The organism is Streptomyces sp. NPDC001816 (assembly GCF_042892235.1).
GTDB lineage: Bacteria > Actinomycetota > Actinomycetes > Streptomycetales > Streptomycetaceae > Streptomyces.
Genome location: NZ_JBIATY010000002.1, coordinates 814514 through 831979 on the forward strand (window position 1 = coordinate 814514; position 17466 = coordinate 831979).

Sequence of the window (17466 nt, forward strand, 5' to 3'; positions counted from 1 at the left end):
TTCCAGACTCCGTAGTCCGCCCGCATCGCTCCAGGCCGCTTCCTGCACCATCGCGCGCACAGCACGCGGCCGGGGCCCGCGAAGTGCGGGCCCCGGCCGGCGAGCCAGCAGGCGGCTGAGGTGCTGGTCAGTCGGTTCTGCTCGTGCCCGAGGTGACTGCCTCAGGCGCGACGCGACTTCTTGGGGTGGTCATCCTTTGCAGCCACCGCGGTTCTTGTGGTGGCAGGAGTACTTGACGGTGAGCGGGTTGCTGGTGGCGGTCACCGTGCTGCCGTCGGGGAGGGTGCCGGTGACCGTGGCGGTGACGGTGACCTTTCCGGCCTCGACGTCGTCACGGGTGGTGGTGTAAGTGGCCTTGCAGGTGATGCTCTCGCCCGGCTGAAGCGTGGTTTCCGGGCACTTCACCTTCGGCGAGCCCGGTGCGGAAAGCGTGACCGCGATGGAACTCAGGGGCTCCTCACCGGAGTTGGTGATGACGAAGGTGAAGTGTAGCTTCTGCCCGCGGCCGGTGAACCTGGACTCCTTCACGGAACCGTGGATGCCGAGACCGGAGAACGGCACCGTAACGCCGTTGCTGCTGGCAGTGAGCTCCGCGCCGGACGGCGTCGTACCGGACACCGTCGCCTCGTTGACGACCTTGCCCGCAGCCACGTCCGCGTCTGTGGTGGTGTAGCTGGCGGTGCACTCCACCGACTCACCGGGCGCCAGCGTGTCCTTGGGGCAGGTGACGGTCGGCGACCCCGGGCCGGTGTCCACGACGCTGATGCCGGTCAGAGGTTGCTGGCCGCTGTTGGTCACCGTGTAGGTGTACTCGAGTGTCTGCCCCGCTTCGGTGAACTGGTCCTGGGCGGCGGACTTGACCACCGTCAGTGCCGCAAGTGGGGTGGTGACCGTGTTGCTGGTCGCCGTCACGGTCTCCCCGCCCGAGGTGGTGGCGGTCACCTTGCCCTGGTCGTTGATCTGCTTGGCTTCGACGTCGGCCGCCGTCGTGGTGTAGGTGGCCTGACAGGTGGTGGACTCGCCGGGCGCCAGCTGGTTGGTCCCGCAGCCGGACACCTTGACGCCGGCCGTCAGATCGGTCACGGTCACATCGACGAGCGGCGCCTGACCGTTGTTGGTGACGGTGTACGTGTAGTGCACCGTCTCCCCGGGGGCCTGGAAGTCCGCGTCGATCGCCGACTTCGTGATGGACAGCGCTCTGAGCGGGATGGTCAGCTCTTCGCTGGTACCGGTCACGCTCTCGCCGCCAGGGAGGGTGCCGGTAACCGTCCCGGTGTCCGTGATCTCTCCCGCTTCCACGTCCGCGGCAGTCGCGGTGTAGGTGGCGGTGCACTCCACCGACTCACCGGGCGCCAGCGTGTCCGTGGGGCAGGTGACGGTCGGCGAACCCGGGCCGTTGTCCGTCACCGCGATGTCGGTCAGGGGCTCGGTGCCGTTGTTGGTCACCTCGAACTTGTAGTGGAGCGTCTGCCCCTCGACGAACGAGTCCTCCTCCGCCGCCTTCGTGATCGTCGGAGCAGGTGCCGCGCCTCCGCACTCGACGTGGCCCACGATGACGTTGGCCCCGCCAAAGGCCGGCAGCAGCTTCAGGTGCACGGCGTTGACGGTGATGACCCCGTTCACGTCCGTCGACTGCTCGTTGAGCGTGACCTGGCCCAGGCCGGGGACGTTCACGACGGTGTTGGGTGCAGCGTTCGCCTGGAGGGCGATCCCGGGTAGGCCGTCGAAGGCTACGGACCCGGAGGCGATCACCCCGGACCCGGTCGCACCGGTGGGAGTCGCCTTGCAGCTGGACCTGACACCGGTGAGACCCAGAGAGCCGACGGCCGCACCGAAGTCGGCATTGATGGTCTGCACCGTGGCGGAGGCGCTGGAAGTCCCTGCGACGGGGTCCCCGGCGGTGATGGCGGTCAGGGTCGAGCTGTTGACGAACGGCCCCGCGGTGAGGCTCACCTGGGTCGTCGTACCCCCGGGTGGATAGGTCGAGACCGGTACGGGCGCCACGGCGACGATTGATCCGATGGCATCGGCCGAGGCGACGTACGCCTTCGCGATCGGTGAGGGAAGTGCTGCGTGGGCCGGTGCCACGGAGCACATTGCGCTGGCGAGAGCGGTGAGCGCGGCGATGGCGAAGCCGCGTCTGAAACGTGAGCTCATATGGAAGTTCCTTGTCTCGCACCACAGGGTGAGCCGGTTGTGTCATGGCTCTCGGCGACGGCAGGAGAGATGACCTGTCATTGCGGGGGTCGGGGGCCGACCGTAAGAACGATGCGGTTCATTTCTGTCATGCGGACCGATCAATCCTGACCATCTACTTCAGGGAACCTGCCGCGTCAGCTGGGAAAAGCACCCGCGCGGTCCAAAAGTCACAACGGCACGTCGCCCATCACCCCGTACCATCCGGCCGGGTGTGCTGCCAAAATGACCGTCGTCAGGTTTGCCACGTCACCTGAACCGCCCCGGCACACAACCGGACCCAACCCACCATGATCACCGGCACGCGCTACGAGGGGAAGGTCAATCCCAACTTCCTCTGCAATCACGGACTTCACGCTACGAGGGGGTGCGCGCCACGAAGCACCGTGTGATCGAGCGGGGGTGAAAGGACTCGGGTGCGGCTCTTCTGAAGTGAGGTCGCCGGTCAGGCCAGGAGTTCGTAGTTGTGCTGGTCGGGCTGGGGGTAGAGGCGGCACGGTCGCCGGCAGCAGCATCGAGCCCTCTCCCTTTGTCGACACGCGCTCTCACCCTGGAGGTCGGGCGAGCCCGGCAGCTCCTAGGCGCAGGGGAATGGCACCTGTCCTCGGCCGATGCCCGAGGCGGCGGTGGCGTTGCAGCCGCGGCCCCGAGGTACGTGACCGTGCCGGGGACAACGGAAGGCGCGGCGCCGAGCCAGAGCGCTCAGCCGCAGACGGGTGGTGAAGCGGACGATGGTGTGGTGCCGGCCCGACCGATCGCCGTCCTGGCAAGATGGCGGCATGGAACGTGTGCTTGGAATCGGTGGTTACTTCATGCGGGCCGCCGACCCGACGGCCCTGAGCGCGTGGTACCGCGACTGCCTGGGCCTGGACTCCGATGAGAACGGCCTGTGGCATCAGGGAGTCGGGCCGACGGTGTTTGCGACGTTCGAGTCCGAGACCGACTACTTCGGGTCCCGCGCCCAGCAAACCATGCTCAACTTCCGGGTCCGCGACCTGGATGCGATGCTCGCGCAACTGCGTGCCAAGGGAGCGGACGTGGCCGAAGAATCGCAGGACATGGACGGTGTCGGTCGATTCGGCTGGGTCACCGATCCTGAAGGCAATCGGGTCGAGCTGTGGCAGCCCGCCTGACCGCGTCTTCACGCAGGCGGTGACGTGCTGGTGGACCACTGGGTTGGCGAGGTGTGAACGTTGGTCAGGCGCGCGGATGTGGACCGACATCGCCCGCATGCGTCTGCAACGGCACGGACTGACCCGTCTGCATCACAGCGCGTTGCCCGGACGGCTGACCTGGTGTCCTGGCTGCGCCGTGTTGTCAGTGCCCGCTGCGATTGTGGGGGACATGACGCCCCCTACCGTCGAAGCCGTCCCCGACGTGCTGGTCGCGACGCTGCGCGTGCCCGTGTGGAACACCCTTGCCGCGCGGGCCGACGCGATCCGCCGCTGCCTGCCCCCGCGCCCTGAGACAGCTGTGGAACGCCTTGCCTGGCTGCGGTCGCTGAGCCCTGAGCAGGCGCGCATGGCCGTCCTCCTCGACCGCCTGGACGCCCTGTGCGGGCACCTCGCCGGTCGCCCGGCTCTCGGCTGTGCCGCCGACGATCCGCTGCCGGACGCAGCCCTCCAAGAGGCCGAGGGGTTCAACCGTCAGCTCACGGCCCTCATCGCCGCCTACCGGGTCGCTCGTCGGCTTCCGGATGCCCCAGCCGGATAGGGTGACCCGAGGTCTGGCGAACCATATCGACGCCGATGCCGTTCGACATCATCGCATCCGCCGACCGGGCTATGGCGGACACACACTCGTCGCGCTCGCTGCCCGGGCCCTCAAGGACGGCCGCCCCACCTCTCACCCGCGAGGGGTGGGGCTCTTTGCCTCTTGGGGCGAGTCGCAGGCCATCATCGCTGCGGTTGATGTGCTTGCGGATCGCCGACGGCTTCCCGCCACTCCCGGATCAGCCCGCGTCGGCACGGCTGGGGTCGGGTGGGCTCGCGGCCCAGGCGACGGCGTCGTCGAGCTCGGCGTATCCGAACTGCCTTACTTCGGCTTGGACGAAGTGCTTCGCGAAGTGCGGTGCCAGCTCGGCCAACCTGCTGTCGGCCGCCAACGCGACCCTCCTGACCTTCCGATGATGGTCACGGACGAAACGTACATGCCGGAGCAGGCTTCCGAAGTTCTCCCAGCCCGGGAATTCGCGGGCGTGCACCACGACACCGGCCAGCGTGTCGTGGCTTTCGAGCCAACTGTCGGCTGTCTGCGCCAGTGCCTCGAAGTCCGCGGTGCGCAGGGGTTGTTCGACCTCGATCACGAGCACATTGGAGTCGGACAGGAGCTGGTGGGACACCCCGGGTCCTTCGGGCAGTGAGACGAGCCAGCTCAGGGCCTCCTCGCGCTCCTGTACGTCGAAGACGCGTACAGGGCAGGGCATCAGGAAACTCGCGAACCGCGTCGACTCCCGGATCCAGCCGATGTCGGTGACGACGGCGCACCCCTCGAACAGCCGCAGGGCGCCGATGCCGACCTTGAAATCCTCCCACCCGGCTGCGGGGGTGAACGACCGGAATTCCGGGCCGAACTCGTACAGGAGCCGGATACGGCGGCCTTCCCTGCGTGCGGCATCGACGATCGGCTCGATCACGGTTTCGTAGTCGTGCTTCGACACGGTGCCGATCGCCTTGACGGCGTCGACCCCTGGTGGCGCGTCCTGGGCCCAGTCAAGCATTCCGTTCCTCCGTACAGCCAAGCCCCCCTGTGAATACCGTCGCATCGACCGAGAACCGCCGCGACCTACCCGTACGGCCCCGGATCGGGCGGCGTTCGGCCGGATTGCGGCATGCTGGGGCGCGGTGATGCTGGAGGCATGCGGCCGAGCAGTTCCTCTGGTGCGCCCCTGAAGGACCATGCCATGCCTGATGCTCCGCACATCGTGAGCGATGTGATGACCCGTTCCGTGGTGGCCGTCGGGCGCGCTGCGCGGTTCAAGGAGATCGTGCGGGTCATGGAGCAGTGGCAGGTCAGTGCCGTGCCGGTCGTGGCAGGGCAAGGGCGTGTGGTCGGTGTCGTCTCGGAGGCCGACCTGCTGCCCAAGGAGGAGTTCCGGGACGACGGACTCACCCGGCGTGACCGGATCCGTCACCGGTCAGTCCTGGCCAAGGCTGAGGCGCTGACCGCTGAGGAGCTCATGAGTACGCCCGCTGTCACGGTCCGCCCCGACGTCACGCTGGCCCAGGCGGCCCGGATCATGGCGAAGGAACACGTCAAGCGGCTCCCCGTGGTCGATGACGAGGACAGGCTTTCGGGCATCGTCAGCCGAGGCGACCTGTTGAGGGTCTTCCTGCGCTCGGACGAGGACATCGAGGAGGAAGTCCGCCGCACCGTGGTGTCGTACCTGTTCCCCGCGGTCGCTCACGCCATCCACGTGTCCGTGCGGGACGGGGTCGTCACGCTCCGCGGGCGCGTCCCCGACACCTCGCTCAGCTGGGTCGCCGAGCGCCTCGTCCGTGCTCTGGAGGGTGTGGTGGGCGTCGAGACACGGCTCGTACCCGAGGGAGCCGCAGAGGACGGATCAGAGACCACGCGGTAAGTGGCTTGGCAGCTGCGCCCCTCAACAGCGCTCCGTGTCTACTGGTCGGCCGGAGTGATGCGACGGCCCGTGAGGCTCGTGGGGCGGATCGACACCCAGATCGCGCGTTCGCCGCCGGCCCATGGCGTGGTGTGGGCGCGTTGGACCAGCCTGCGCACGGTCTCCGGCTCCGTCACGACGGTCGCACGGCCGACGGCCAGCACGCTCCAGCCCTGGCTCAGAGCCTCGTCCACGTGGTCGACCTCGAAGGCGACCTCCGTTTCCGCGGCTGCTGCGGCCATGGAGTCGGGCGCGGTCCGGAAGACGATGGCGTCATCGACGACGTCGTAGTTGACCGGGACGACCGCCGGGCGGCCGTCGGGCGCCGACACCGCGACGCGCCCGATGCCGTGCGTGGAGAGCAGAGCGCGGCATTCGTCGGGGCTGAGGTCTCGCAGTTGAGGGTGCAGGAGTGCGTAGCCCTGGCCTGGCGGGAGATCCATGCCGCCGCCGAGCAGTGCCGTGGCCGAAGTACCCAGCGCGTCGGCCAGCCTGAGGAGAGCCGGCATCGTGGGGTCGGCGGGCTGTTCCTCCAGGTATGACAGGTAGCGGGGCGACATGCGCGCGCGGCGGGCCGCTTCCTTCAGGCTGAGTCCCCGTCTGCGGCGTTCGGTGCCCACGCGCCGGCCGATGTCGCCCGGGTTGCGCGTCCCGGTCGGAGCGCCGGCCGCGGACACAGGCTCCGCCCCGGCCGTGCCCGGCCGTGTCTCATGGGCGGTCCCGAACTGTTCGTGCTCGAGATGGCGAATGTGCGCGTCGGGCCCGGGAAAGACAAGCGTCACCTCTTCCGTGTCCGACCAGCGCACGTCGTACGGAGGGGTTCCGTCCGCGTGGTGGAGGCCGACGATCTCGCCGTCGCGCTTGGCCCCGCCGGTCGTCGGACTTTCGATGACGAGTTGGTCGCCGAGGTGAGCTCGCATGATCGCCGCCCTCTGCTCAGAATGGTGCTGTATTCCAACCTGCCACGCGGGACGCACCGCCGCACGGGACGAGACCCCGCATCCGCGAGGCGGGCTGCCCGTCTCAGGAAGGCGACATGCACCACCGAACGGTCGAGGAGCTTCATGACCCGGGACATCGTCCGGGCACGGCGTGACACGCCGTTCAAGGAGCTGGTCAGGCTGCTGACGGACAACGACGTCACGGCAGTGCCCGTGGTGGACGACCTGGAACGCCCCCATCGGTGTGCTGTCCGAGGCCGACCTGCTCCGCAAGAGCGCAGACCAGGCCGATCCGTCGGGCAGGGTCCCCGTCCCGAACCTGGGGGCCTGGGAACGGGCCAAGGGCCGAAGGGGTCCGCGCCGAGGAACTGATGTCGTCGCCTGCCACATCGCGTACCGGACGGACGATGCCGGCGTTTCCCCACCACTTCCTGAGCCGCAGGGTCCCGGACGGGCCGTCCAGCGGGGTCACGGGTGCCCGTCGGACAGCGGCGGAAGCGCCCGGACCACAGCGGTTCCACCAGGTCCCACTCGGCCTCCCACTGCGCGTACCTTCTCCGGTTCAGAGCCAGGCGCGTGGCTGCCCGTGCCGCATGCGCCCCGAGGGCCACACCGAGCGCCGCCATGCCGGCCACGAACCAGCCGCTTGCCTGCGCGCCGGCCGTGTTCATCGGCGGAGCGGTGACGTACGCCTGAGCGGGTTGGCCTCGTGTGGCACGTCCCCCTTGTGCGGCCGGGGCGGACCGGATGCGGACCGCGAACCGTGTGTGCTCATGATGCGGCCTCCAGCACGTCGCTGGTCCGATTCCCCTGCCTCGATTCCCCCGCCTTGTCCACCATCGGACAACTGCCGCCTCGGTCACAGGGTCGAAAGTCCCTGCCGACCGGCGTCCGGTCCCAAAGGGGGTGGTCGGCACGGGCCCTCTCAGCCGCTGGCCGTCATCCGGCCGTCATCTGTGGGGTACGACCGCGGTGGGACACGGCGCGTGATGCAGGAGCGCATGATTGATCAGGCCCAGTTGCAGGCCCTGACGCACACGTCGCGGGCGGGCACCGATGACCAGAAGATCCGCCTCCGACGCCGCTTCCAGCAGTGCCTGTCGTGCCGGTGCCTCGATCAGCCGCCGCTCGACCAGGGTGTCGGGGTACCGCGCCGTCGGCCCACGCAGGGCGTCGTCGAGCACCTGTGCCGGTGGCCGGAGGTGCGCCTCCAGAGGCCACGACGGGGCCTGAGGTGTACTGAAAGTGCCCGATGGCGCGACCCAGGCGTGCACCGCCACCAGCCGGCAGCGCCGCGCCTGGACCTCGCGGAACGCGAACTCCAGGGCCGTGCCGCTGTTCTGCACGTCCTCGATGCCGACGACGATGTTCCCGAACCGGGCCTCCCGGTGAGCCGCGTCGCCGCGGACCACGACGACCGGGCAGTCGGCACGCGCGGCCACGGCGAGGCTGACCGAGCCCAGAAGCATGTCGGCGAGATCTCCGAGCCCTCTGGACCCGAGCACCAGAGCGAAGGCGTTGCGCCCCCTGCCGATCAGGGCGGAGGGCGCGTCTTCACGCGACACCTCGCTCGACAGCCGCACCGTGGGGACGCCCCGCCTCGCCCGTTCCGAGGCTGCCGTGAGAAGGTCCGACGCCTCGTGGCTCCCGGGGGCCGCGTGCAGGATGAGGAGCGGCACCCCGTGCCGGACCGCCTCGTCGGCCGCCCAGTCGACCGCCTCCAGGCTCGCCTCGGATCCGTCGACGCCGACCACCACGGGAATCGTCACCGTGTCTCCTCTCGCGGGGATTCCACGCCTCCACAGGTCCACATGCGTCTCGGAGGGGATCGGGGTGATCCTCGAAGGAGAGAAGCACCGCGATCGGCATCCAGGTGGTGTCCGGGCCGACCACCGGATCGGACGTCCACCGGTCATGTCCAGCTTCTTACGAGACGGAGGCCGCCGCCATGCAACCAGCCGTCACCGTGGGCCTCGACGGTTCACCCGAGAGCCTCGCCGCTGCCCGCTGGGCCGCCGACGAGGCCGAGAGGCGCAGGCTGACCCTGCGCTTGCTGCACGCGTGGCCGCTGCTGGCCCCTGAACCGGCCCGCGCCCCCGCGGAAGTCGATCAGAACTACTGGGCGAAGCGCCTCGTCCACACCGCGCGAGCGGAGCTCCAGGCGCGCCACCCGAGCCTGTCCATCGTCGGGAACCTGGTCGCCGACGACGCCCAGAGCGCCCTTCTCCAAGCCTCGTCGGAGTCGGAGATGACGGTGCTGGGCTCGCGTGGTCTGGAGCCCGTCGAGAGCTACTTCCTGGGTGACATCAGCATGCCCGTCGTGGCACGGGCGGAGCGGCCGGTGGTGCTGGTCCGTGCCGATCCCGCGGAGCAAGGAATGCCGTCGGCACCCGCGAGCCGGGTGGTCGTGGCCCTGAAACTGCACGGATCCTCCGACACCCTGCTTGACTTCGCCTTCCACACCGCTGCGGCCAGGGGCCTTCCTCTCCTGGCGGTCCACGGCAGCAGCGTGCCGCTCCATGCACGGGTGCCCTGGGGCGTGGACCACGAGGTCACCGATGAGATCACTCGGGACGCGTACAGGCAGCTGAGCGAGGCGCTCCACCTGTGGCGGGGGAAGTACCCGCGGGTGGATGTGACCGAGAGCGTCCGTCTGGCAAGCCCCGCCAAGGCCGTCGTACAGGCCGCCGAGGGCGCCGCGCTGCTGGTCGTGGGCCGTCGTCGGCATCGCCATGGTCTGGTGCCGCACCTGGGGCCCGTGGCGCAGGCCGCCGTTCATCACGGGCGCTGCCCCGTCGCCGTCGTCCCTCATGACTGAGCCCGGCCCCGGCGGGACATCGGCGCGGCCGGTGCCTGGGGCCACCGATGCGTCCGTCCTCCGGTCCGGTGCGGGGCACGGTGGTGAGCCGCTGCCGCGCGCTGAGGTGTACGAGACCCACACCGCGATCGTGTTCTTCGCCTGCGACCGCGCCTACAAGGTCAAGAAACCGGTCGATCTGGAGTTCTTGGACTACACCACGGTGGCGGCTCGCCGGGCCGCCTGCGAGCGCGAAGTCGCTCTCAACCGCCGCTTCGCGCCCGACGTCTACCTGGGTCTGGGCGAGTTCATCAGCCCGGACGCGGAGGCCCCCGAACCCCTCGTGGTGATGCGCCGCATGCCGGCGGACCGGCGTCTCTCCCGCCTGGTACGTGAAGGAGCCGCCGTCGACGACGTCCTGCGGGCCGTCGCCCGACACCTTGCCGCCTGGCACGCGGACGCGCCCCGTGGCGGCGAAGTGAACGAACAGGGCACGCGGGATGCGCTCTCGGCCCGCTGGGAGGCCGGCTTCGCGCAGGTCCGCGCCCTGGCCGCCGAGGGTTTCGTCCCGGACCAGGTGCCCGAGGTCGAGCGGCTGGTCCGCCGCTACCTCGCCGGCCGCAAGCGGCTCTTCGACTCCCGTATCGAGCAGGGGCGGGTGGTCGACGGCCACGGCGACCTCCTCGCCGAGGACATCTTCTGCCTCGACGACGGCCCCCGCGTCCTCGACTGCCTGGAGTTCGACGACCGGCTCCGCTACGTCGACGGCCTGGACGACGCCGCCTTCCTCGCCATGGACCTGGAACAGCTCGGCGCCCCGGAGGAAGCCGCGTACTTCCTCGCCCAGTACGGCGAGTACTCCGGCGATCCCGCGCCCTCTTCCCTCAGGCACCACTACGTCGCCTACCGGGCGTTCGTCCGCGCCAAGGTCTCCCTGATCCAGGCCCGGCAGGGCGCGCCCGGCGCGGAGGCGGCGTCGCTGCGGCTGGCCTCGACGGCACTGCGCCACCTGCGCACCTCTGCCGTCTCGCTCACCCTCGTCGGCGGACTGCCCGGCAGCGGGAAGTCGACCCTCTCCGGAGCGCTGGCCGACCGGCTGGGGGTCACCCTGCTCAGCAGCGACCACCTCCGCAAGGAACTGGCCGGCATCCCCGCGGAACAGTCCGCCGCGGCCGCCTACGGCGAGGGCCTCTACACGCCGGAGTGGACGGCCAAGACCTACGCCGCCCTCCTCGACCGCGCAGCCGCACTGATGTCCTGCGGCGAGTCCGTCGTCCTGGACGCCACCTGGTCCGATGCGGGACAGCGCGAGGCGGCCCTGCGCGTGGCCGAACGCACCAGTGCCGACCTGGTGGCCCTGCACTGCCACGCGCCGGACGACGTGTCGACCGCCCGCCTGACCACGCGCGCCGTCGGCCCGTCCGACGCCGGCCCCGACATCGCCGCCGCCATGGCGGCCAGGGAACCACCATGGCCCGAGGCCGTCGCGGTCGACACCAGCGGCTCCTTGGAGTCCGCGGTCGCCCGGGCACTCGCAGCCGTACGCCCATGGGGCGCCGGCGAGGCCCCGGTGTTCCGTCGCCCCTACACGGAGCCGGACTGAGCTCCTGGAAGGGCCCACGATGATGTTGTTGCTCTGCTCGTCGGTGGGGCGGTGGTCGCAATGACGCAGCAATACCTCGTCGGAGAGGCGTCCGTGCTCCTCGCGCAGCTCCAGGCATCCGGCGCCTATCCACCGGCCGTACGCGAACTCGCGCAGCTGCGCCGCGAAGCGGAGACCGGGCCGGTCAGCAGTCTGGGGTCGGTGGCACTACGGGCTTTGGAACTGACCGACGATCTGTGCCAGGACTCGCTGCAGCGGGGCGATGTTCCCGGTTTCCTGCGCCAGTGCGCCAGCGGTGCCGAGCTGCGCGAGTTCTGCCTCTGCGCGCAACTTCTCGTCGATGCGTGACCCCTCCGGCTTCAACGGCCAGGTCCCGTAAGGTCTGTCGCGGCCCTCGTGCGCCCTACAACGCGTTGACCGGCGGCGGGTTCCGGGTGCCGTGGCGGCGTGGCAGGCAGCCGGCCGCAGCGATCGAGCATGTGCCTCCCGTGGTGCAACGGCACATCGTCTCGTTCAGATTGGGGCCCGAGGCGGTGCGGCGAGCCCGGGAAGCGGTGACTGAGTACCTCCCCGCGGCCGGCGTCTCACCTGGGTCCGCGTTCGCGGATGCAGCGCTGTTGGTGACCAGCGAGCTGGTCACCAACGTGCTGCGGCACGCTCCTCGGCCGCCGGTGATGGACGTGGGGATCACGGTCGCTGCCGGGCAGTTGGTCGTCAGCGTCGCGGACGCCGAGCCGAGGCTGCCGGATCTCAGCGACGAGGCCATGGGAGCGGGGTTGCGGATGGTGGCCGAACTGGCCGCCGACTACGACGGCGACGGCAGCGCGGAGCCCGCCGTCGACCATGACGGCAAGGTCGTCCTCGTGCGGTTCGGCATGCCGTCGTAGCTGCGAAAAGGGCCGACCGGCCCTGAAGTCGGCCCGGCCGGACCAGGACCCGGCTCCGTCCGGCCGGGGAAGATCAGCTGTCCCGGCGGGCGGCTGCGCCGTGTCTCCGTCCCTCTCGAACGACCGTTTCGCGGAGCGGCCCACTACCTGTGGGTGGGCGCGGAGAAAGGACTGCCTGAAGTGATCGCTGTTGTGGGACACCCTGACCTCACCGCGCCCACTCTGGCGATGCTGGAGGAGGAGCTGCGCCGACGTCTGGCCGAGTTCGCGCTGGCGGGCAAGGCAGGGTTGGTCCGTGTCGGGCAGGGGCTGCCGGTCGCCTTCGGAAGGGCTGCCCGCGCCGCGGGACTGGCGCTGGTGACCGTCCTGCCCTCCAGGAACGGCGTGCCCGACGTACTGGAGTCGTGCGATCGCAGGGCAGCTGGAGAACTGTTGTTGCTCTCGGAGCAGGTGCGGCTGCTGGAGTACGACCCGACCGACCGCGGTGCCTGTGTGGTCGCGGACGAGAGCCTGCTGCGCTCGTGCGCCCGGCTGCTGGCGGTGTGGGACGGCTCCCCGACCGACGGCCGGGACGCGACAGCACATCTCGTGGCCTTCGCCCGCAGCAGCGGCATGGACGTCGAGGTCCTGTGGCCCGAAGGAGCCGGCCGCATGACACGGGACGAGAACGTCCTGACGCGTCAGAGGTCGTTGCCCGCGTAGGAGAGGTTGAAGCTCTTGTTGGTCAGCGGGAAGTCCGGGACGATCGTGTCCGCCAACGCGACCGGCAGGGCCGGCCAGTTGAAGAACGACGGGTCGACCGGCTTGACCCGGGCAAGGGTGGCGTCGGGGGCGAGTTCGACACGGGTGGCGATGGTGCCGCGCCAGCCCTCCACCAGGCCCACGCCCGTGCCGGGGCCCGCGCCGGGTGGCGGCTGGGCCGCGACCATCGCCCTGGGAGCAGTCAGCCCGTCGGCGAACTCCTCGATCAGGGCGAAAGAGGTCTCGATTTCCTCGGCACGGACGAGGAAGCGGGCCAGGACGTCGCCGCTGTCCTGGACGGGCACGTCGAACTGCGCACCGTATCCGGTGAACGGATGCGCCACGCGGGCGTCGTCGGCGATGTCGCTGGCACGGGCGACGTAGCCGAGGCAGCCGATCTCCCTGGCCGCGGCGGTGTGCAGAATGGCCGTTCCGGTGAAGCGGTCGCGGACGGTGGAGTGGCCGAGGGCGAGGTCGGCGATCTCCCCGACGTCCTCGCGGATCGCCTTCAGCCGGGCCGAATCGGGCAGCGCGCGCAGGGCCGCGCCGCCGGGGACGACGCCTCCACGCAGCAGCCGGTGCCCGGTGACTTCCTTGTTGAGGCGCAGGAGTTGCTCGCGTACCCGCTGGGCATGGGCGTTGAGGATGCCGTGTCCGACATCGTTGCAGAGCATGCCGAGGTCGGCGACGTGATTGTGGATCCGCTCCAGCTCCAGGAGGAGAGCGCGGGCGCGCTGCGCCTGAGCCGGGACCCCGGTGCCGGTGGCCTCCTCCACGGCCAGGCAGTAAGCCAGGGCATGGCCAACGGCCGTGTCGCCGCTGATGCGTTCGGCGAGCGGGAGGCCCGCGGCCACCGAGCGTCCCTGGAACAGCTTTTCCACGCCTCGGTGGACGAACCAGAGGCGGGCCTTGAGTTTGAGGATGGTCTCGCCGACGACGGAGAAGCGGAAGTGGCCGGGTTCGATCAGGCCGGCGTGCACGGGCCCGACGGGGATCTCGTACACACCCTCGCCCTCGACCTCCAGGAAGGGGTACGGGCCTTCCTGTTCACCGAACTGCGGCGGTGGTCCGGCGTCGGGGTGCATGGGGTACCAGCCGCGCGGCCAGTGAAAGTGACGGACGAGACGGCGGGGCTGGGGGTGACCGAGGGGGACGATGCCGAACAGGTCGCGCATCTCGCGCTCGAACCGGCCGGCGGGGAAGGACAGATGGGCGAGTGTGGGCACTTCCGGCCGGTCGGTGTCGAGGCGGACGTGCAGTTCGGTGCGGGTGTCGGGCGGGCCGGCCACGAACAGGTACACCACGCGCGGCCCGGCCTCGTCGAGGTGGGCGGCCACCAGCGCGAGACGGTGCCCGTCGGCCAGCAGCCGCTCGGCCCGCTGCGGCAGTTCGGTGACGTCGACTTCGTGGGTGGTGCGCATCGCTTCAGCCTCCGATCGCCTGGGCGGCGGCGTGCAGCAGGTCGGTGAGTGGGCCGAGGGTCACGCCGAGGACGGCGCAGGCGATCAGGCCCAGAGCGAGCGGCCAGACGGCCGTACCCTCCGGGCCTGCGGGCGGGGCCGACGCCGGGCCGAGCAGCATCCGGGCCGTGCGCAGGGCGAGCGCGGCGAAGGCCACGAGGACGAGCAGCAGGGCCGCCGCCGTGACCCAGGAGAGCCCGCTGCCGGCGAGGAAACCGGCGCGGACGATGCCGAGTTCGGAGGCGAAGAGGCTGAACGGCGGGAACGCCATCAGCGCTACCACCGCGAACCCGAACATGCCCGCCAGAGAGGGTGCGCGGGCGAGCAGCCCCCGCACACGGCCGATCTTCGCGGTGCCGGTCAGCTGGAGGATCCGGCCGGAGGCACAGAAGGCGACCGACTTGGCGAGCCCGTGGCCTGCGATGTGCAGCAGGGCAGCAGACAGAGCCAGCGGGCTGCCGATCGCCGCGGCCAGGGCGATCAGGCTCATGTGCTCCATGCTGGAGTAGGCCAGCATCCGCTTGTAGTCGCGCTGGGCGAGCAGCAGTCCGGCGGCGAGGGCAAGGGTGAGCAGGGCGATCCCGGCGAGCAGGACGCGGGTGAAGTCAGGGCCGAGGGCGGCGTCGGCGATGACCCGGTAGCGCAGGATCGCGGCGAAGGCGACGGAGAGCAGTACCCCGGACATCAGCGCGGAGACCGGCGCGGGCGCCTGGCTGTGGGCGTCCGGCAGCCAGGCGTGGAGCGGGATCAGGCCGGCCTTGGCGCCGAAGCCGAGGACGATGAGGGTGATGCCGAGCCGGGTGACCGCCGGGTCCAGGAGGTCGGCGTGCGCGACGAGGGTGGGCCAGTCGAGCGCCCATGCCTCGGCGATGCCGGCCTGCCGGGCGGCGTAGTAGATCAGGACGGTGCCGAGGAAGGCGAGCGCGATCCCGGCCGAGCAGATCACCACGTACTTCCAGGCCGCCTCCACCGACGTTCGAGTACGGCGGTGGCCTACGAGGAAGGCCGTGACGATGGTGGTGGCCTCGACAGCGACCCACAGCACGCCGAGGTTCGCGGTGACGACGGCCAGGCCCATCGCGCCCAGGAACGCCTGGACCAGGACGTGGTAGCGCCACACCGTCTGATCCGTCGCACGCCCGGCGACGCGCTCGCCTCTCAGATACGCGGGGGCGGAGCCGCAGGCGATCAGCGCGACGGCGCCGACCACCAGCAGCATCCACACGGTCAGCGCGTCCGCGCGCAGCAGGCCCGAGTACGCCTGCCAAGCCCCGCCGTCGACCACGTCTTTCGCCAGCAGGCTCCCGCACGTGAGGATCACTGCGGGGGAGACGAGCCCGACCCAGTCCGGCCCATGCCACTTGGGTACCTCGCCCGGCTCGGGGGCCTGCGCCGTCAGGACGGAGCCCCGTGCGGACACTCGCTGCCGGGCCTCGGACGGCACTGCGGCGCGGGCTGCTGCGGTCGAGCGGGTGCGCAGTGCGGCAAGTGCATACGCACCGGCCACCGCCAACGGCACGGCGACGGGCGCGGTGAGCAGCAGGGCGGAAGCAGTAGGGCTCATCAGTCGTGCAGCTCCCGCAGGTCGTCGATGTCGGTGGTGCCGAACGCCTCCCGCACCCTGGTGGTGAGGATCTGCAGCACCAGCACCGCCAGCAGTACGTCGAAGGAGACGCCGAGTTCGACGATCAGCGGCACCCCGGAGGTGGCGAGGAAGGCGGTGGCGGTGATGCCGTTGTCCAGCAGCAGGAAGCCGACCACCTGAGCCAGCGCGCGCCTGCGCGTGACGAGGACGAAGAAACCGATCAGGACGACGGCGAGGCCGACCGGCAGGGCGCGGGTGGCGGGGGTCGGGTTCAACTCGGTCAGGGGGCGGGCCACCGCATAGGCCAGCAGCGTCAGCAGCGCGGCGGTCAACAGGGATGCGGCCACGTTGACGAGGGGCTGTGTCTCGCGTGTCTCCGCTCCCTCGTCACCGTAGCGCTGCCTGTCCCCGCTGAGCGCGGCCAGGGCTCGCCGCATCAGATACGGCAGGACGCCCGCCCTGAGAGCCCCGATGCCGAGGCCAACGGCGATCAGGTCCCAGCGTTCCTCGTGCGCGCCGAGCAGGACGGCGATCGCGGCCAGCGCGAAGCCCTGCAGCGCGAAGACGCGAACGATCGAGGCCAGCTCGCGCCGCCACAGCACGATCACGGCCGCGAGCAGGAAGGCACCGCAGGCAAAGTCGAGGAGCTGGGTGTACAGGTCGCTGCTCATGACGCTCCGCTCAGGAAGTAGGAGGCGGTCACCGCGAGCAGCGCCAGCAGGAAGGACCCGGCGAGCAGTTCGGGCACCCTGAACAGCCGGACCTTGGCCCAGAACACCTCGGCCGCCGCGAGCACCGCGCCCAGCAGACAGACCTTCGCCGCGAACAGCACCAGCGCGACGGCGAGGGCCGCCCACGAGGCGCCGGTGGCGATGCCCCAGGGCACGACCAGGGAGGACAGCAGGCCGAGCAGCAGGGTCAGCCGCATCTGGGCGCCGAGTTCGACCAGAGCCAGGTCGGGTCCCGCGTACTCCAGCACCATCGCCTCATGAATCATGGTCAGTTCAAGATGGGTGGAGGGGTTGTCCACCGGGATCCGCCCGGTCTCCGCGAGCACCGCCACCGCGAGCGCGGCCGTGGCCAGCAGCCCGGCCGGGGAGGCAAGGCGGGCCGGTTCGTGGGCCGCGCCGGAGACGATCGCCGGGATGTTGGTCGTTCCGGCCGGTATCGACAGGGCGAACACCGACAGCAGGATGGTCGGCTCCACCAGCGCGGCCACCGTCATCTCCCGGGAGGCGCCCATCCCGCCGAACGCGGTGCCGGTGTCCAGGCCGGCCAGCGCGAGCGCCAGGGTGCCCAGGGCGATCAGCGCCACCACCAGGATGAGGTCCGCGTGGGAGCTGACCGGGGTGTCGGTGGACAGAAGCGGCACAAGGGCGGCGGCCACGACGGTGGTGGCGACCAGCAGTGCAGGGGCCGTACGGAAGGCGGGCCCGGTCCCCACCGGAGTGATGGGCTCCTTGCGCAGCAGCTTGCGGGCGTCCCGCCAGGGCTGGAGCACCCCGGCCCCGGCCCGGCCCTCCAGGCGGGCCCGTACCTGCCGCATCCACCCCGTCACCAGGGGCGCCCCGGCTCCGACCACGACGATCTGGCCGGCCACGGCCGCGTATTCCACAGCGGTACTCATCTGTTCGCTC

Annotated in this window: 16 protein-coding genes and 1 pseudogene; 9 read left to right on the forward strand and 8 right to left on the reverse strand. The window is 70.5% G+C overall.

Features of this window, described 5'->3' with window-relative positions; genetic code table 11:
• Window positions 1–189: 189 nt before the first annotated feature.
• The gene (locus tag ACFYZZ_RS09535; RefSeq protein WP_389173249.1) at window positions 190–2157 is read right to left on the reverse strand and encodes a choice-of-anchor P family protein; all 1968 of its coding nucleotides are present in this window, start codon (window positions 2155–2157) and stop codon (window positions 190–192) included.
• An 818-nt stretch (window positions 2158–2975) separates the two neighbouring features.
• Between ACFYZZ_RS09535 and ACFYZZ_RS09540 the strand changes: the two genes are divergently transcribed.
• A complete protein-coding gene (locus tag ACFYZZ_RS09540) occupies window positions 2976–3329 on the forward strand; it encodes a VOC family protein (protein ID WP_389173250.1) in 354 nt (117 codons plus the stop codon).
• Between the two features lie 211 nt (window positions 3330–3540).
• A complete protein-coding gene (locus ACFYZZ_RS09545) occupies window positions 3541–3909 on the forward strand; it encodes a hypothetical protein (RefSeq protein WP_389173252.1) in 369 nt (122 codons plus the stop codon).
• A gap of 238 nt (window positions 3910–4147) precedes the next feature.
• Here ACFYZZ_RS09545 and ACFYZZ_RS09550 read toward each other — a convergent pair whose 3' ends face one another.
• Complete coding sequence (locus ACFYZZ_RS09550) at window positions 4148–4915, reverse strand: STAS/SEC14 domain-containing protein (protein ID WP_389173254.1); 768 nt, start codon at window positions 4913–4915, stop codon at window positions 4148–4150.
• 183 nt (window positions 4916–5098) lie between these two features.
• Between ACFYZZ_RS09550 and ACFYZZ_RS09555 the strand changes: the two genes are divergently transcribed.
• Window positions 5099–5776 (forward strand): CBS domain-containing protein, encoded by a 678-nt coding sequence (locus ACFYZZ_RS09555; RefSeq protein WP_389173256.1) that lies wholly within the window; start codon window positions 5099–5101, stop codon window positions 5774–5776.
• Between the two features lie 38 nt (window positions 5777–5814).
• Here ACFYZZ_RS09555 and ACFYZZ_RS09560 read toward each other — a convergent pair whose 3' ends face one another.
• The gene (locus tag ACFYZZ_RS09560; protein ID WP_389173258.1) at window positions 5815–6735 is read right to left on the reverse strand and encodes a pyridoxamine 5'-phosphate oxidase family protein; all 921 of its coding nucleotides are present in this window, start codon (window positions 6733–6735) and stop codon (window positions 5815–5817) included.
• Window positions 6736–6851: 116 nt separating this feature from the next.
• Here ACFYZZ_RS09560 and ACFYZZ_RS09565 point away from each other — a divergent pair.
• Window positions 6852–7142 (forward strand): annotated as a pseudogene (locus ACFYZZ_RS09565) (CBS domain-containing protein); the annotation flags it as partial.
• A gap of 564 nt (window positions 7143–7706) precedes the next feature.
• Here the strand turns inward: ACFYZZ_RS09565 and ACFYZZ_RS09570 are convergent.
• Complete coding sequence (locus ACFYZZ_RS09570) at window positions 7707–8525, reverse strand: universal stress protein (protein WP_389173259.1); 819 nt, start codon at window positions 8523–8525, stop codon at window positions 7707–7709.
• A gap of 179 nt (window positions 8526–8704) precedes the next feature.
• Between ACFYZZ_RS09570 and ACFYZZ_RS09575 the strand changes: the two genes are divergently transcribed.
• The 5 genes from ACFYZZ_RS09575 (at window position 8705) to ACFYZZ_RS09595 (ending at window position 12745) form a co-directional block, all read left to right on the forward strand.
• A complete protein-coding gene (locus tag ACFYZZ_RS09575; RefSeq protein ID WP_389173261.1) occupies window positions 8705–9574 on the forward strand; it encodes a universal stress protein in 870 nt (289 codons plus the stop codon).
• Window positions 9575–9680: 106 nt separating this feature from the next.
• Window positions 9681–11156, forward strand: coding sequence for an AAA family ATPase (locus ACFYZZ_RS09580; protein ID WP_389173700.1), 1476 nt, complete (start codon window positions 9681–9683; stop codon window positions 11154–11156).
• Window positions 11157–11216: 60 nt separating this feature from the next.
• Complete coding sequence (locus ACFYZZ_RS09585) at window positions 11217–11504, forward strand: hypothetical protein (RefSeq protein WP_389173263.1); 288 nt, start codon at window positions 11217–11219, stop codon at window positions 11502–11504.
• A 185-nt stretch (window positions 11505–11689) separates the two neighbouring features.
• The gene (locus ACFYZZ_RS09590) at window positions 11690–12043 is read left to right on the forward strand and encodes an ATP-binding protein (RefSeq protein ID WP_389173702.1); all 354 of its coding nucleotides are present in this window, start codon (window positions 11690–11692) and stop codon (window positions 12041–12043) included.
• Between the two features lie 180 nt (window positions 12044–12223).
• Window positions 12224–12745: a hypothetical protein gene (locus tag ACFYZZ_RS09595; protein WP_389173265.1), complete on the forward strand. Its 522-nt coding sequence runs from the start codon at window positions 12224–12226 to the stop codon at window positions 12743–12745.
• On the opposite strand, the gene ACFYZZ_RS09600 is transcribed toward ACFYZZ_RS09595, so the two are convergent.
• Genes ACFYZZ_RS09600 through ACFYZZ_RS09615 form a run of 4 tightly spaced genes read right to left on the reverse strand, consistent with a single transcriptional unit; the run spans window position 12724 to window position 17456 of the window.
• Window positions 12724–14205 carry an NADH-quinone oxidoreductase subunit C gene (locus tag ACFYZZ_RS09600; RefSeq protein ID WP_389173267.1) on the reverse strand — a complete coding sequence of 494 codons (1482 nt, stop codon included), beginning with the start codon at window positions 14203–14205 and terminating at the stop codon, window positions 12724–12726. The genes ACFYZZ_RS09595 and ACFYZZ_RS09600 overlap by 22 nt on opposite strands.
• Window positions 14206–14209: 4 nt before the next feature.
• Window positions 14210–15808 carry a proton-conducting transporter membrane subunit gene (locus ACFYZZ_RS09605; protein WP_389173269.1) on the reverse strand — a complete coding sequence of 533 codons (1599 nt, stop codon included), beginning with the start codon at window positions 15806–15808 and terminating at the stop codon, window positions 14210–14212.
• Window positions 15808–16500, reverse strand: coding sequence for a hypothetical protein (locus tag ACFYZZ_RS09610; RefSeq protein ID WP_389173270.1), 693 nt, complete (start codon window positions 16498–16500; stop codon window positions 15808–15810). The genes ACFYZZ_RS09605 and ACFYZZ_RS09610 overlap by 1 nt, the downstream gene beginning before the upstream one ends.
• Window positions 16497–17456, reverse strand: coding sequence for a respiratory chain complex I subunit 1 family protein (locus ACFYZZ_RS09615; RefSeq protein ID WP_389173272.1), 960 nt, complete (start codon window positions 17454–17456; stop codon window positions 16497–16499). The genes ACFYZZ_RS09610 and ACFYZZ_RS09615 overlap by 4 nt, the downstream gene beginning before the upstream one ends.
• Between the last annotated feature and the right edge of the window lie 10 nt (window positions 17457–17466).

Coding starts and splice junctions, on each gene's coding strand:
- ACFYZZ_RS09535 (WP_389173249.1), bottom strand. CDS start 2,157: ATGAGCTCACGTTTCAGACGCGGCTTCGCCATCGCCGCGCTCACCGCT.
- ACFYZZ_RS09575 (WP_389173261.1), top strand. CDS start 8,705: ATGCAACCAGCCGTCACCGTGGGCCTCGACGGTTCACCCGAGAGCCTC.
- ACFYZZ_RS09555 (WP_389173256.1), top strand. CDS start 5,099: ATGCCTGATGCTCCGCACATCGTGAGCGATGTGATGACCCGTTCCGTG.
- ACFYZZ_RS09550 (WP_389173254.1), bottom strand. CDS start 4,915: ATGCTTGACTGGGCCCAGGACGCGCCACCAGGGGTCGACGCCGTCAAG.
- ACFYZZ_RS09600 (WP_389173267.1), bottom strand. CDS start 14,205: ATGCGCACCACCCACGAAGTCGACGTCACCGAACTGCCGCAGCGGGCC.
- ACFYZZ_RS09560 (WP_389173258.1), bottom strand. CDS start 6,735: ATGCGAGCTCACCTCGGCGACCAACTCGTCATCGAAAGTCCGACGACC.
- ACFYZZ_RS09605 (WP_389173269.1), bottom strand. CDS start 15,808: ATGAGCCCTACTGCTTCCGCCCTGCTGCTCACCGCGCCCGTCGCCGTG.
- ACFYZZ_RS09610 (WP_389173270.1), bottom strand. CDS start 16,500: ATGAGCAGCGACCTGTACACCCAGCTCCTCGACTTTGCCTGCGGTGCC.
- ACFYZZ_RS09615 (WP_389173272.1), bottom strand. CDS start 17,456: ATGAGTACCGCTGTGGAATACGCGGCCGTGGCCGGCCAGATCGTCGTG.
- ACFYZZ_RS09545 (WP_389173252.1), top strand. CDS start 3,541: ATGACGCCCCCTACCGTCGAAGCCGTCCCCGACGTGCTGGTCGCGACG.
- ACFYZZ_RS09540 (WP_389173250.1), top strand. CDS start 2,976: ATGGAACGTGTGCTTGGAATCGGTGGTTACTTCATGCGGGCCGCCGAC.
- ACFYZZ_RS09585 (WP_389173263.1), top strand. CDS start 11,217: ATGACGCAGCAATACCTCGTCGGAGAGGCGTCCGTGCTCCTCGCGCAG.